The organism is Mesorhizobium sp. B2-1-1 (assembly GCF_006442975.2).
In the GTDB taxonomy this organism is placed as follows: Bacteria; Pseudomonadota; Alphaproteobacteria; order Rhizobiales; family Rhizobiaceae; genus Mesorhizobium.
In genome coordinates, this window is record NZ_CP083954.1 from 2,513,739 (window position 1) to 2,528,584 (window position 14,846).

The window sequence follows — 14,846 nt, forward strand, 5'->3', positions numbered from 1 at the left end:
AGGTGCAGCTATATAGAGAGATTCTCTCTATTCGGCTGGGGAGCAGGACGATCTGTCTAGCCGCAGGGGTGGGGCGGGTGCTTTCGCGCATTCTCCGAGCGTACGGTGCCAGATGAACGCTGGTTTCGATCTCAGGACTGCACCGGCAACAGATCGGCAAGCGGTAGCACGGTCTCGTCCTTCACCGTCTTGATGACGATGTAGGTGAAGTAACGATCGATGCCGATTTCGCGTTCGAGCAAGGCATCGACCAGCCGCTGATAGGTATCGATATCGCGCGCCATCACCTTCAGAACGTAGTCGACGCCGCCGCCCACCGACCAGCAGGCTACAATCTCAGGTATGTCGCGGATGACACGCTCGAAGCGGTCGAAATCGGCCTGGCGATGGCTGGCCAGCGTCACCTCCATCAGCACGGTGGCGACGGGTGCGACGACGCGCATAGCAATCGAGGCATGATAGCCGGAGACGATGCCGGCCTTTTCCAGCTTGCGCAGCCGCATCCAGCACGGCGTCGGTGACAGGCCGACCTTGTCGGCCAGCGCCAGCTTGGTGATGCGCCCGTCACGCTGGATCGCGTCGAGGATTCTGAGGTCGATCGGGTCGAGTTTCGCGGCGGCCATCTGTATCCACTTTTTGGTCCCGCCGTACCATGACGGCGCATTATTTCGATTGTCAATTGCACTGATTTCGATCTCTAATAAGTCATGACATTATGGCAACCTGATCCCGCGCTCATCCGGCGGCCCGCCTACCAGTCGCTGGCCGACCAGTTCGCACGCGCCATTCATGATGGGCGGCTCGCCAACGGCGCGCGGCTGCCGACGCATCGCCGGCTGGCCGACGAGTTGAAACTATCGGTGCAGACGGTCAGTCGCGCCTATGAGGAACTGATTCGCCGCGGCCTGATCTCGGGCGAGATCGGCCGCGGCAGCTTCGTCCAGACGCAGCGGCGCGAGCCTGAACCGCCCTATCTGCCGGAGCGGCTGGGCGAAGTGATCGATCTCTCGATCCTGAAGCCGGTCTGCGAGCCGATGCATCTGGAGCGGCTGAAGCAGGCGCTGGGCTGGCTGGCCGACAACCTGCCGTCGAGTTCGGCGCTGTCGTTCCGGCCCAACATGGTGTTTCCCCGTCACCGCGCCGTGGCGGTCGAGTGGCTGAAGCTGTGCGGTCTCGATGCCTCGCCGCAGAATATCAGCCTGACCAATGGCGCTACCGCCGGCATGACGGTGGCGCTGATGAGCGTGGCGCCGCCCGGCTCGACCGTCGCCACCGAGGCGATCGGCCACCATACGCTGGTGCCGCTCGCCCGCTATCTCGGCTTCAACCTCGAAGGCCTGCCGATAGACGGCAATGGCCTTATCCCGGAAGCGCTGGACGAGGCCTGCCGGATCTCCGACATCCGCGCCGTGTTCGTGCAGCCTTCGGTGATCAACCCGACGGCGACGCTGATGGATGCGGCGCGGCGCGAGCAGATTGCGGCGGTTGCGCGCAGGCACGACATAGCCATCATCGAGAACGATGTGTTGGGGCCGCTGGTCGAGGACCGGCCGCCGCCGGTCGCCGCCTTCGCGCCTGAACGCACGCTCTACGTCACGTCCTTCACCAAGATCGTGGTGCCGGGCCTGCGCATCGGCTATCTCGCCGCCCCCGACCGCTATGTCGCCGCGGTCGCCAACCGGCATCTGGTTTCCAACTGGATGGCGACGCCGCTGGTGGCGGAGATCGCCACCAAATGGGTGACCGACGGCACCGCGATGGAACTGGTGCGCTGGCAGCGCACAGCATTGCGGCGACGCCAGGACATCGTCGCCGAGGTGCTGGCCGGCGTCGACTATCGCACCCGGCGCGACGGACTGCATGTCTGGTTGCAGTTGCCGGCCGACCGTGCCGAGGAGAGCTTCGTCGCCCAGGCGCGCCTGCAAGGCGTGGCGATCGCGCCCGGCGCTTCCTTCCGCATCTCGCAAGCGCCCTGGCAACCGGCGGTGCGCATCTCGCTGGGCTCGACCACCGAAGGGGAACTGCGCGCCGGCCTCGGCGTTGTCACCAAGCTGCTGCTTGGCGACCCCGAGCATCTGCTGCTCGCAATCTAGCGAGATGTGCCGCTATCCAGACGATGCCGACCGCCAAAGGCGTCCCCGGTGCTGTCATTTTCGGGTCGACTTGATTTCGATCTCGGCACATTGCTAGGCACTGAATGCCCAAGAATTGTGCGGGATCAGAATAATTGTCATGATATTATTTTCCCAATTGACATGATTTGGCGGGTTCCGCATCGTTAAGGGCATAGGCTTCTCCAGCACGGGAAATTCGTTTGTCCGCATCCGCGCCTATCATCAAGGTCGATGGCATTTCGAAAAGCTTCGGCACTTTCAAGGTGCTGGACGGCCTGTCCATGCAGGTCATGCCCGGCGAGAAGCTGGCGCTGATCGGCCCGTCCGGCTCGGGCAAGACGACGATCCTGCGCATCCTGATGACGCTGGAGCGCATCGATGGCGGCCACATCCAGATCGACGGCGAGCATCTCTATCACATGGAGCGAAACGGCCAGCTGCTGGCCGCCGACGAGCGGCATCTGGCCAGGATGCGCCAGAAGATCGGCATGGTCTTCCAGCTGTTTAATCTGTTCCCGCACAAATGCGTCATCGACAATGTCACGCTGGCGCCGATGCTGACCAAGGGCACGCCGCGCGCTGCCGCCGAGAAGCGGGCGATGGAATTGCTCGACATGGTCGGCATGGCCGACAAGGCCAAGGCCATGCCGGCACAGCTTTCGGGCGGCCAGAAGCAGCGCGTCGCGATTGCCCGCGCGCTGGCGCTGTCGCCCCGGATCATGCTGTTCGACGAGGTCACCTCGGCGCTCGATCCCGAACTGGTCGAGGAGGTGCTCAACGTGATGCGCAAGCTCGCGGCCGAAACCGACATGACGATGCTGCTCGTCACCCATGAAATGGGCTTTGCCCACGACTTCGCCGACCGGGTGCTGTTCTTCGACCGCGGCCGCATCGTCGAGGAGGGCAAACCCGATGAGATTTTCCGCCATCCCAAACAGGAGCGCACGCAAGGTTTCCTGAAGAAGATCATCGCGGCCGGACATCGCGTCTGACCGCCATGCCAGAGGCGGCGACACCGTCCGCAAGGGCGGCATTGCCGTCCTGAAATGACTGCAACCAAGAACACAAACATGGAGTTGGGAACAATGAAAAAACTTGGCATTCTGGCCGGCGTCGCCGGTCTTGCGCTGACCGCGGTGCTCGCGGCCTCGAACGTCGGATCGGCCGACGACAGCAAGCTCGAGCAGCTGAAGGCGCAAGGCTTCGCCCGCCTCGCCATCGCCAACGAGCCGCCCTACACGGCGGTCGCCGCCGACGGCAAGGTTTCGGGCGCCGCGCCCGACGTGGCGCGGGAAATCTTCAAGCGGCTGGGCGTCGCCGACGTCGCCGCCTCGATCTCGGAATATGGTGCCATGATCCCCGGCCTGCAGGCCGGCCGCTTCGACGTCGTCACCGCCGGCCTGTTCATGAAGCCGGAGCGTTGTGCGGCGGTTGCCTATTCCGAGCCGGTGCTGTGCGACGCCGAGGCGATGCTGGTGAAGAAAGGCAATCCGAAGGGCTTCAAGAGCTATGAGGATGTCGCCAAGGACACCTCCGCTACCATCGGCGCGCCCGGCGGCGGCACTGAGGAGAAGCTCGCGCTCAACGCCGGCGTGCCGCGTGACCGCGTCATCGTCGTGCCCGACGGCCAGAGCGGGCTGAAGATGGTGCAGGACGGCCGCATCGACGCCTATTCGCTCCCCGTCCTGTCGATCAACGATCTGATGAAGAAGGCCAATGACCCGAGCCTCGAAGTCATAGCACCCGTGCAGGGCGCGCCCGTCTATTGCGACGGCGCCGCTTTCAAGAAGGGTGACGAGGCGCTGCGCGACGCCTTCGACGTCGAGCTCGCCAAGATGAAGAAGTCGGGCGAGTTCGCCAAGATCATCGAGCCCTACGGCTTCTCGGCGGCGGCGGCGATGTCGACGACGCGCGACAAGCTCTGCGCGGCGAAATAAGCGCTTTTCCCTTCTCCCCGTCCACGGAGAGAAGGTGGCTGAAGGGCCGGATGAGGGGCAGCGCGCGTTTTTGCGAGCTTGGAGCCGCGCCTCATCCGCCTGCCCGTCCTTCGCGGCAGCTGCGCTGCAGCTAAGGAGGGTGAACCGGCAACTTCTCCCCGTGAGAGAGGAGAAGTTGCTAAAACCAAACGTTGGAAGCCTCTGATACATGACCCAATGGTCCGGCTATCTCGGCCTGATATTGCAGGGAGCGCTTGTCACCATCGAGCTGACGCTGATGGGGTCGGTGCTGGCCCTCGTGATGGCCTTCCTGGCCGGCATGGGGCGGCTGTCGCGCTTCTTCGCGTTGCGGGCGCTCGCCACCGCTTATATCGAGTTCTTCCGCGGCACATCGATTTTCGTACAGCTGTTCTGGGCCTATTTCGTGTTGCCCCTGGCGGGCGTCGAACTCACTCCGCTGCAAGCCGGCGTGCTGGCGCTGGGCCTCAATGTCGGCGCCTATGCGGCGGAAGTGGTACGCGGTGCCATCCAGTCGGTCGGCGCCGAGCAGTACGAGGCCTGCACGGCTCTCAATCTCGGCCGCTGGCAGGGCATGCGCCATGTCATCCTGCCGCAGGCGCTTCTTGTGATGCTGCCGACCTTCGGCAACAACGCCATCGAACTGCTCAAGGCGACATCCGTCGTCTCGCTGATTTCGCTCGCCGATCTCACCTTCCAGGCGCAGGTGGTGCGCTCGCAGACCGGCAGCACGCTGATGCCGTTCACCACCATCCTGGTGATCTATTTCGCGCTCGCGCTCGTCATCTCCTGGGGCGTGCGGTCGCTGGAGCGGCGCATGGCGCGCGGCCTCGACGGAGTGCGCGTCTGATGGATTGGGCCCTGTAATGGATTGGGACTGGGATTTCGTCCGGCAGATCCTGCCGACGCTGATCGAGGGGGTGAAGATCACCATCCTGGCGACGGTGCTCGGCTCGGTGCTGGCGGCAATCGTCGGGCTGGGCATCGCACTGGCCCGCCGCTCGCCGAACAAGATGATGTCGCGCACGGTCGGCTGGGCGGCCGAATTCATCCGCGGCACGCCGCTGCTGGTGCAGCTCTACTTCATTTTCTACGTGCTGCCCGATTTCGGCATCCTGCTGCCGCCGCTGGTGGCCGGCGTTATCGGTCTTGGGCTGCACTACGGCACCTATACGGCGGAGGTCTATCGCGCCGGCATCGAGAACGTGCCGCGCGGCCAGTGGGAGGCGGCCAAAGCCTGCAATCTCAGCGCTCGCCAGACCTGGACCCACATCGTCATACCGCAGGCAATCCCGCCGATGATCCCGGCGCTGGCCAATTATTTCATCGCCATGTTCAAGGAGACGCCGCTGCTGTCGGCGATCACCGTGCTGGAGCTGATGAACCAGGCCAAGAGCGTCGCCAACACCTATTACCGCTATGTCGAGCCGATGACGCTGGTCGGCGCCTTCTTCCTGATCATCAGCCTTTTCTCGGTTATGCTGCTGCGCTGGCTGGAACATCGCTACGGCAAGATCGAAAGGTAGTTCCCATGAAGCCGCTTCCCGAAATCAGGCTGATGCCGACAAGGCCCGCACTCGAGGTGCGCCCGTTGGAAAAGCGCGTCGGCCTGATCATCCTGGCCACCGACCACACCAGCGAGCCGGACTTCCGTCGCATGGTGGCGAGTGAGAGGATCGGCATCTATGTCGCCCGCATCCCCTATAAGAATCCGACCACACCTCAGAATCTGCGCAAGATGCAGCCCGAACTGACGGCTGGCGCGGCGCTGATCCTGCCGGACGAACCGCTCGATGCCATCTGCTACTCCTGCACGTCGGCCTCCGTGGTGATCGGCGATGCCGAGATCGAGGCGGCGATCCAGGCGGCCAAGCCTGGCGTGCCCGTGGTCACGCCGCCGATGGCGGGCGTGCGCGGACTGAGGGCTCTGGGCGCGAAGAGGATCAGTATTCTCACCCCCTACACCGTCGAGACGAGCCGGCCGATGGCGGCCTATTTCGCCGAACGCGGCTTCGAGATCGCCAGCTTCACCTGTCTCGGCTTCGAGGATGACCGCGAGATGGCGCGCATTGCGCCGGCAGCCCTCGTCGATCTGGCGTGCGAGGCGACTGACCCGCAGGCCGAGGCGTTGTTCGTGTCCTGCACGGCGCTGCGCTCGGCGCTGGCGGTTGCCGCGATGGAACAGGCTATCGGCCGCCCGGTCGTCACCAGCAACCAGGCGAGCGCGTGGAATTGCCTGCGACTGTGTGGCGATGATGTGCCGCGTCCGGAGTTCGGGCGGCTGACGACCTTGCCGCTTGGACAGTAAGGTCATGTCCTGCATGCACGAGCGACCCATGACGCACGCCGTCGCCCTTTCAGACATCCGCGCCGCGCGCCAACGCATCACCAGCAAGGTCGAGCCGACACCGGTCGTGCCATCCGAGAGCCTGTCGGAGCGGCTCGGCCTTCCCGTTCACCTCAAGCTGGAGCACCGCCAGATCACGGGCAGCTTTAAGCTGCGTGGCGCCTCGAACGCCATTGCTTCGCTCAATGCCGAGCAGCGGGCACGCGGTGTTGTCGCGGCTTCGACCGGCAATCACGGCCGCGCACTCGCCCATGCCGCCAGGCTCGAAGGCATGCGCGCGGTTGTCTGCATGTCGCGGCTGGTGCCTCGGAACAAGCTCGATGCCATCCGCTGCCTCGGCGCGGAAATCCGCATTGTCGGCGACAGCCAGGACGACGCGCAGCAGGAGGTCGAGCGGCTGGTGGCGCAAGAGGGTCTCGTGATGCTGCCACCCTTCGACCATCCCGACATCATCGCCGGGCAGGGCACGCTCGGGCTGGAGATCATGGAGCAGGTTCCTGACGCCGCTCTGGTGTTGGTGCAGCTCTCCGGCGGCGGGTTGGCCTCCGGGATTGCCGCAGCGGTCAAGGGCGTCAGGCCGAGCACAAAGGTCGTCGGCATCTCGATGGCGCGCGGCGCGGCGATGAAAGCCAGCCTCGATGCGGGGCGCCCGGTGCAGGTGGAGGAGCTGCCGACGCTGGCGGATTCGCTCGGCGGCGGCATTGGCCTCGACAACCGGCTGACCTTTTCCATGTGCCGAGACCTGCTCGACGACGTCGTGCTGCTTTCCGAAGACGAGATCGCCGCCGGCATCCGCCATGCCTATGAACAGGAGCGCGAGATCGTCGAGGGCGCCGGCGCGGTCGGTATCGCTGCGCTGCTTGCCGGCAAGGTGAAGCCAAACGGACCGGTGGTCGTTCTGCTTTCCGGTCGTAATATCGATATGAGCCTGCACAGAAAGATCGTTTGCGGCGAAGTAGTTGCGGAGCGCGCCTGATGAACCGGATGACCATCCTTACCGAGAAAGAACTACGCGAGATCGTAGCTCTCGATCTCGACGCCGTCGCTTGCGTCGAAAACGCCTTCCGGGCGCTCGCTACCCTGCCGGTGGCGATGCCGCCGATCCTGCGGCTCGACATCCCCGAGCATCGCGGCGAGGTCGACGTGAAGACCGCCTATGTGCCTGGCATCGATGGCTTCGCCATCAAGATCAGCCCCGGCTTCTTCGACAATCCCAAGCTCGGCCTGCCCAGCGTCAACGGCATGATGGTGCTGCTGTCGGCAAAAACCGGTCTGGTCGAGGCGTTGCTGCTCGACAATGGCTATCTCACCGACGTCCGCACCGCAGCCGCCGGGGCGGTCGCCGCAAAACACCTGTCGCGGCCGGACTCATCCATTGCCGCCATCTTCGGCGCCGGCGTGCAGGCCGGATTGCAGCTTGAGGCGCTGCGCCTGGTGCGGCCGATCGAAGAAGCCCGCATCTGGGCGCGCGACGCGGCCAAGGCGCAAGCCGCGGCCGGCGCCTTGAGCGAAAAACTGGGCATCGTGGTGCGCGCAGAACCGGATGCGGCCAAGGCGGTCGCCGGCGCCGACATCATCGTCACCACCACGCCCTCGACAGAACCATTGATCAAGGCCGGCTTCGTCTCGGCCGGCCAGCACATCACCGCCATGGGCTCGGACGCCGAGCACAAGAACGAGATCGCACCGGCAATCCTGCGCATGGCCGATCTCTATGTCGCCGACAGCGCAAGGCAGACGCGCCGGCTCGGTGAATTGCACCATGCCATCTCCGCCGGCGTGATGGCGGCGGACACGGAGGTGGCCGAACTCGGTCAGATCATCGCCGGCGAACGGCATGGCCGGCGTGCGGCGGACGACATCACCATCGCCGACCTGACCGGCACCGGCGTGCAGGACACCGCGATCGCCACGCTAGCCCGTGACCGGGCCCGGGTCGCGAAAGCCGGAACCATTTTTGAAAGTTGATGCTGGCCGCAAGAGCATGATCCGGAAAAGTGGGAACCGGTTTTCCGAGGAGATCATGCTCAAACAAAAAATTACCTGGAGCCAGGTTCAACGGAAGTTGAAGCGGGTTCCAGGGCCCAACAAACGAGGACCAACAAAATGCAACCGAATTTGAAATTCTCGCGAAGCGAGTATGCGGATCGCCTCGCCAAAACGCGGAAAGCCATGGCGGCGAAAGGCGTCGATCTGCTTATTGTCAGCGACCCCTCCAACATGGCCTGGCTCACCGGCTATGACGGCTGGTCCTTCTACGTGCATCAGGCCGTCATCGTGCCGCCGTCGGGCGAGCCGGTCTGGTATGGCCGCGGTCAGGACGCCAACGGCGCCAAGCGCACCGCCTATCTCGCGCATGACAACATCGTCGGCTATGCCGATCACTATGTGCAGTCGACCGAGCGCCATCCGATGGATTTCCTGTCGAGCGTGCTTGCCGATCGCGGCTGGGGCAAGCTGACCGTCGGCGTCGAGATGGACAATTACTGGTTCTCGGCCGCCGCCTTCGCCTCTTTGCAGAAGCACCTGCCCAATGCCCGTTTCGTCGACGCCACCGCGCTGGTCAACTGGCAGCGCGCTGTGAAGAGCCCGACCGAGATCGACTATATGCGCAAGGCCGCCCGCATCGTCGAGGCGATGCACCAGCGCATCGTCGACAAGATAGAGGTCGGCATGCGCAAATGCGATCTCGTCGCCGAGATCTATGATGCCGGCACGCGTGGCGTCGACGGCATCGGCGGCGACTATCCAGCGATCGTGCCGCTGCTGCCGTCGGGCGCCGACGCCTCGGCGCCGCACCTGACCTGGGATGACAAGCCGATGAAGTCGGGCGAGGGCACGTTTTTCGAAATCGCCGGGTGCTACAACAGGTACCACTGCCCGTTGTCGCGAACAGTGTTCCTCGGCAAGCCGACACAGGAATTCCTCGATGCGGAGAAGGCGACGCTCGAAGGCATGGACGCGGGGCTCGCGGCAGCCAAGCCCGGCAACACGTGCGAAGACATCGCCAACGCCTTCTTCGCGGTGTTGAAGAAATATGGCATCGTCAAGGACAACCGCACCGGCTATCCGATCGGCCTTTCCTATCCGCCGGACTGGGGCGAACGCACGATGAGCCTGCGCCCCGGAGACCGCACCGAGCTGAAGCCCGGCATGACCTTCCATTTCATGACCGGCCTGTGGCTGGAGACGATGGGGCTGGAAATCACCGAATCCATCCTGATCACCGAGACGGGCGTCGAGTGCCTGGCCAATGTGCCGCGCAAGCTGGTGGTGAAGAATTGAAACCGATGTCCGACCTTCGTCCGTCGCCGGTCTCGCCCTCAGTCAATTTCGATCGCGACGGCGCACAGCACGGTTTCCTGCGCCTGCCCTACAGCCGCGACGATTCGGCGTGGGGCTCGGTGATGATCCCGATCTGCGTCCTGCGCAACGGCAAGGGGCCGACGGCCCTTCTGACCGGCGGCAATCATGGCGACGAATATGAAGGGCCGCTGGCGCTCTATGATCTGGCGCGCACGCTCGATCCCGCCCAAGTCAGCGGCACGGTCATCATCGTGCCGGCGATGAACTATCCGGCCTTCCGCGCCGGCACGCGCACCTCGCCGATCGACAAGGGCAACATGAACCGCAGCTTTCCAGGCCGGCCAGACGGTACGGTGACGGAAAAGATCGCCGATTATTTCCAGCGGGAGCTGCTTCCCCGCGCGGATATCGTGTTCGACTTCCATTCCGGCGGCAAGACGCTGGACTTCGTGCCGTTCTGCGCCGCCCATACGCTGCCGAACAAGGCCCTGGAGCAGAGGGCCTTCGCGGCGGTCGAAGCCTTCGCGGCGCCGTTCTCGATGCGCATGATCGAAATCGATGCCGTCGGCATGTACGATACCGCCGCCGAGGACATGGGCAAGGTGTTCGTCACCACCGAGCTCGGCGGTGGAGGCACGTCGAGAGCCGAGACGGTGCGGATCGCCCGGCGCGGCATGCTCAACGTGCTGAGGCATGCCGGCATCGTTGCCGGTGCGGTCGAAAAGACGCCAACCCAATGGCTCGACATGCCGTCCGGCGATTGCTTTGCCTTCGCGGAGGAAGACGGCATGGTCGAGACGATGGTCGATCTCGGCGAGCCTGTCGAGAAGGGCGCGGTGCTGGCGCGCATCCATTCCACCGGCCGAACCGGCATCGCCCCCCAGGAGATCCGGGCAAAAATGTCGGGCATGTTGGCGGCGCGGCATTTCCCCGGCCTGGTCAAGGCCGGGGACTGCGTCTCGGTGGTTGCCGCATTGGTCGACTAACGGAAGGGTCGGCCTGCACGGCGGGCAGGCTTGGACCTATCTCGCATTCTTCCACCCTGGATCCAGATAGCGGCCGGCGAGCCAGCCCGGCCGCGCTCACGGCTCCGGCCGGCGCGTCGCGGCGGCACGTGCCTTGCCATCGCCTCAGACATCCAAAGCCACCGTCATCGAAGAGGCGCCGGCGCGACGACTTGTTCCGGCGCGAACTCGGGTATCAAAGAGTATGACTTTGCTGCCATACTCGCGATAAAGAGGGTGTCGGAATGCAACAAAAATGGGATTTCTGGATCGACCGCGGCGGCACGTTCACCGATGTCATCGGCCGTGATCCCGAGGGCGGCCTGCATCCGCGCAAGCTTCTATCCGAAAATCCCGAGGCCTATGCCGACGCGGCCATCCAGGGCATTCGCGACCTTCTCGGCCTGCGCCCCGGCGAGCCTATCCCCGCCGGGCTGATAGGCGACGTAAAGATGGGCACAACGGTCGCCACCAATGCGCTGCTGGAGCGCAAGGGCGACCGCGTGCTTTTGCTCATCACCAAGGGATTTCGCGATGCGCTGAGGATCGCCTATCAGGCGCGGCCCGACATCTTCGCCAAGAAGATCATCCTCCCCGAACAGCTCTACGAGCGCGTCATCGAGGTCAACGAGCGCGTGCTTGCCGACGGCTGTGTCGAACGGCTGCTCGACATCGCTGCCTGTCGCCCGGCGATCGAACAGGCAAAGGCGGACGGCATCGACGCGGTCGCCATTGTCTTCATGCACGCCTGGAAATATCCCGATCACGAAAAGGCAGTCGCAAAGGTCTGCCGCAAGCTCGGTTTCGGCCAGGTTTCGGTCAGCCACGAGGTGTCGCCGCTGATCAAGCTGGTCGGCCGCGGGGACACCACCGTGGTCGACGCCTATCTGTCTCCGATCCTGTCGAGATATGTGCAAAGGGTAGGCCAGGAACTCGGCGTTCTCTCCCCCCTCGAGGGGGAGATGTCAGCGAAGCCGGCAGAGGGGATCGCCGCAGAAGGCACCACCAAGACGTCGAACTCCGTCGATCCGACCCGACCCGGCGGCTTCGCCGCCACCCTCCCCTCGAGGGGAAGGGAAAATCCCCGCCTGATGTTCATGATGTCTTCTGGCGGGCTGACCGCCGCGGACCTGTTCCAGGGCAAGGATGCGCTGCTGTCTGGCCCGGCCGGCGGGGTCGTCGGCATGGTCGAGACGGCAAAGATCGCCGGCTTCGAAAAGGTGATCGGTTTCGACATGGGCGGCACCTCCACCGATGTCGCCCATTATGACGGCGAATATGAGCGCGCCTTCGATACCGAGGTCGCAGGCGTGCGCGTGCGCGCGCCGATGATGCGCATCCACACCGTGGCGGCCGGCGGCGGCTCGGTCCTGCACTACGAAGCAGGCCGCTTTCGCACCGGCCCGGACTCCGCCGGCGCCAATCCAGGCCCCGCCGCCTACAGGCGCGGCGGCCCGCTCGCCGTCACCGACGCCAACGTCATGCTCGGCAAGCTGCAGCCGGATTTTTTCCCGACCATCTTCGGCCCCGGCCAGAACGAGCCGCTCGATGTGGACACCGTTCGCCAGAAATTCACCGCGCTCGCCGCCGAAATCGGCGACGGCCGCTCGGCCGAAGCGGTCGCCGAAGGTTTCGTCACCATCGCGGTCGAAAACATGGCGAACGCCATCAAAAAGATCTCGGTGCAGCGCGGCTACGATGTCACCGAATATCTCCTGAACTGTTTTGGCGGCGCAGGCGGCCAGCACGCCTGCCTGGTCGCCGACGCACTCGGCATAGAGGCGGTGCTGATCCATCCGTTTTCCGGCCTGCTGTCGGCCTACGGCATCGGCCTGTCTTCGGTCTTTGCCTCACGCCAGCAGGCCTTGCTTGCACCGCTGGCGGAAGAATCCAGACGGGCAATCGAAGGCCTGATCGCGGCCTTGCAAACCGCCGTTGTCGCGGAACTCGCCGCACAAGGCATCGCCGAGGACGCGGTGACCGCCAGACCGGCGCTGCAGATCCGTTATGACGGCACCGACACCGCACTTCCGGTGCATTTCGACCATGGCTCGATGTTGCGGGCGAGGGCCGATTTCGAGGCCGCTCACAAGGCGCAATTCGGTTTCGTCTATGAGGACAAGCCGATGATCGTCGAAGCGGTGAGCGTCGAGGGGATGGAGGCGGGCGGCGAGCTGAATGCCGAAGCCTATGCGCCGGCGGGGCAGCCATCAAAAGCCAGGGCCGAGGAGGTCCGGCGGATCTATACGGAAGGAAAATGGCACGAAGCCGACGTCTGTCGGCGCGAGGCCTTGCGGCCGTCCGATCGGGTCGCCGGCCCCGCACTAATCATCGAGCCCAACCAGACGATCGTCGTCGAGCCGGGCTGGCAGGCCGAGATCACGGCCAGGAACCACGTGCTGATGCGGCGCACCAGCAAGAAACGCCGGCAGGCAGCACTTGGCACCGAGGCCGATCCGGTGATGCTGGAAGTGTTCAACAATTTGTTCATGTCGATCGCCGAGCAGATGGGCGTGACGCTGCAGAACACCGCCTATTCCGTCAACATCAAGGAAAGGCTGGATTTCTCCTGCGCCGTTTTCGACCGGAACGGCGCGCTGGTCGCCAATGCGCCGCATATGCCGGTGCATCTGGGCTCGATGGACCGCTCGGTCGAGACCATCATCCGGCTGAATTCCGGCGACATTCATCCCGGCGACGTCTTTGCCCTCAATGCCCCCTATAATGGCGGCACGCATCTGCCCGATATCACGGTGGTAACGCCGGTTTTCGAGGAAGAGCGGCCGATTTCCCCCACAAGAGGGGAGATTGGCCAATCGCCCAAGATCCTCTTCTGGGTGGCCTCGCGCGGCCACCACGCAGACATCGGCGGCACCGCGCCGGGCTCGATGACGCCACTTGCCACCACGGTCGACGAGGAAGGCGTGCTGTTCGACAATTTCCGTATCGTCGATCGCGGAAAGTTCCGCGAGAATGAGCTGCAGACGCTGCTCACCGATCACCGCTATCCGGCCCGCAATCCGCACCAGAATATCGCCGATCTCAAGGCGCAACTCGCTGCCAACGAAAAGGGCGTGGCGGAGCTGCGCAAGATGGTGGCGCATTTCGGGCTCGATGTCGTCGAGGCCTATATGGGCCATGTGCAGGACAATGCGGCCGAAAGCGTGCGGCGCGTGATCGAGCGGTTGCCGGATACATCGGCCTATGAATATCCCACCGACACCGGCCAGGTGATCAAGGTGAAGATATCGGTCGACCGGCAAAAGCGTGAGGCGACGGTCAATTTCACCGGCACGTCGCCGATGATGAAGAACAATTTCAACGCGCCAGAGCCTGTCGCCCGGGCCGCGGTGCTCTATGCCTTCCGCGTCATGGTCGAGGACATGATCCCGATGAATGCCGGTTGCCTGAGGCCCATCAACATCATCATCCCGGATGGCTCGATGCTGAAACCCGCTTATCCCGCCGCCGTCGTCGCGGGCAATGTCGAGACCTCGCAGCACGTCACCAACGCGCTGTTCGGCGCCATGGGCGCCATGGCCAATGCGCAAGGCACCATGAACAATTTGACCTTCGGCAACAGCAAGTACCAGTATTACGAAACGATCTGTTCCGGTTCGCCCGCCGGCCAGATGAATTCCGGCCGCGGCTTTGCCGGCACGTCGGGCGTTCACACCCATATGACCAATTCGCGCCTTACCGACCCCGAAATACTGGAGCTGCGCTTTCCGGTGATGCTGGAGGATTTCCACATCCGCGAGGGCTCCGGCGGCAAGGGCAGGTGGAATGCCGGCGACGGCACGAAGCGCACCATCCGCTTCCTGGAGAAGATGGAATGCGCCATCCTGTCCTCGCATCGCAACCGGCCGCCGCAAGGGCTGGACGGCGGTGGCGATGGCGAGGCCGGCTCGACCAAGGTGCGCCGCAAGGACGGCACGGTCGAGGTGCTGAAAGCCTGCGACCAGACGGTGCTTCAGGCCGGCGACGCCGTCATCGTGACGACGCCGACACCCGGAGCGTTTGGAAGGCCGGAGCCAGGGCCGTCCAACGTTTGATAGAATCGCGGAACCGCTCTATCCGTTTTTTGGAATCCGCATTTCCCTTGCCTTTCACACGGGGC

At 64.2% G+C, this 14,846-nt stretch carries 12 protein-coding genes; 11 read left to right on the forward strand and 1 reads right to left on the reverse strand.

What is annotated here, in order from left to right; translation table 11 throughout:
• Positions 1-131: 131 nt before the first annotated feature.
• Positions 132-623 carry an Lrp/AsnC family transcriptional regulator gene (locus FJ972_RS12280; RefSeq protein WP_140517347.1) on the reverse strand — a complete coding sequence of 164 codons (492 nt, stop codon included), beginning with the start codon at positions 621-623 and terminating at the stop codon, positions 132-134.
• Positions 624-707: 84 nt separating this feature from the next.
• On the opposite strand from FJ972_RS12280, the gene FJ972_RS12285 reads away from it, so the two are divergent.
• From FJ972_RS12285 to FJ972_RS12335, 11 genes are all read left to right on the forward strand, one after another.
• Positions 708-2,093 (forward strand): PLP-dependent aminotransferase family protein, encoded by a 1,386-nt coding sequence (locus tag FJ972_RS12285; protein ID WP_140499275.1) that lies wholly within the window; start codon positions 708-710, stop codon positions 2,091-2,093.
• Positions 2,094-2,314: 221 nt separating this feature from the next.
• Complete coding sequence (gene ehuA, locus FJ972_RS12290) at positions 2,315-3,106, forward strand: ectoine/hydroxyectoine ABC transporter ATP-binding protein EhuA (RefSeq protein WP_140499274.1); 792 nt, start codon at positions 2,315-2,317, stop codon at positions 3,104-3,106.
• Positions 3,107-3,199: 93 nt separating this feature from the next.
• Complete coding sequence (gene ehuB / locus FJ972_RS12295) at positions 3,200-4,051, forward strand: ectoine/hydroxyectoine ABC transporter substrate-binding protein EhuB (protein ID WP_140521356.1); 852 nt, start codon at positions 3,200-3,202, stop codon at positions 4,049-4,051.
• A gap of 208 nt (positions 4,052-4,259) precedes the next feature.
• Entirely contained in the window at positions 4,260-4,919 is a 660-nt protein-coding gene (gene ehuC, locus FJ972_RS12300) for an ectoine/hydroxyectoine ABC transporter permease subunit EhuC (protein ID WP_140499272.1), read from the forward strand.
• Between the two features lie 16 nt (positions 4,920-4,935).
• Positions 4,936-5,595: an ectoine/hydroxyectoine ABC transporter permease subunit EhuD gene (gene ehuD, locus FJ972_RS12305; RefSeq protein ID WP_140521357.1), complete on the forward strand. Its 660-nt coding sequence runs from the start codon at positions 4,936-4,938 to the stop codon at positions 5,593-5,595.
• 5 nt (positions 5,596-5,600) lie between these two features.
• Positions 5,601-6,377 carry an ectoine utilization protein EutA gene (gene eutA, locus FJ972_RS12310; protein ID WP_140521358.1) on the forward strand — a complete coding sequence of 259 codons (777 nt, stop codon included), beginning with the start codon at positions 5,601-5,603 and terminating at the stop codon, positions 6,375-6,377.
• 28 nt (positions 6,378-6,405) lie between these two features.
• Positions 6,406-7,392, forward strand: a complete 987-nt coding sequence (gene eutB / locus FJ972_RS12315; RefSeq protein ID WP_140521359.1) for a hydroxyectoine utilization dehydratase EutB — start codon at positions 6,406-6,408, stop codon at positions 7,390-7,392.
• A complete protein-coding gene (gene eutC / locus FJ972_RS12320) occupies positions 7,392-8,384 on the forward strand; it encodes an ectoine utilization protein EutC (RefSeq protein ID WP_140521360.1) in 993 nt (330 codons plus the stop codon). Before eutB ends, eutC begins: the two co-directional genes overlap by 1 nt.
• A 138-nt stretch (positions 8,385-8,522) precedes the next feature.
• Positions 8,523-9,701 (forward strand): ectoine hydrolase DoeA, encoded by a 1,179-nt coding sequence (gene doeA / locus FJ972_RS12325; RefSeq protein WP_140499261.1) that lies wholly within the window; start codon positions 8,523-8,525, stop codon positions 9,699-9,701.
• A 5-nt stretch (positions 9,702-9,706) separates the two neighbouring features.
• Positions 9,707-10,708 (forward strand): N(2)-acetyl-L-2,4-diaminobutanoate deacetylase DoeB, encoded by a 1,002-nt coding sequence (gene doeB / locus FJ972_RS12330; RefSeq protein ID WP_140521361.1) that lies wholly within the window; start codon positions 9,707-9,709, stop codon positions 10,706-10,708.
• 263 nt (positions 10,709-10,971) lie between these two features.
• Entirely contained in the window at positions 10,972-14,781 is a 3,810-nt protein-coding gene (locus tag FJ972_RS12335; protein ID WP_140521362.1) for a hydantoinase B/oxoprolinase family protein, read from the forward strand.
• Positions 14,782-14,846 lie beyond the last annotated feature (65 nt).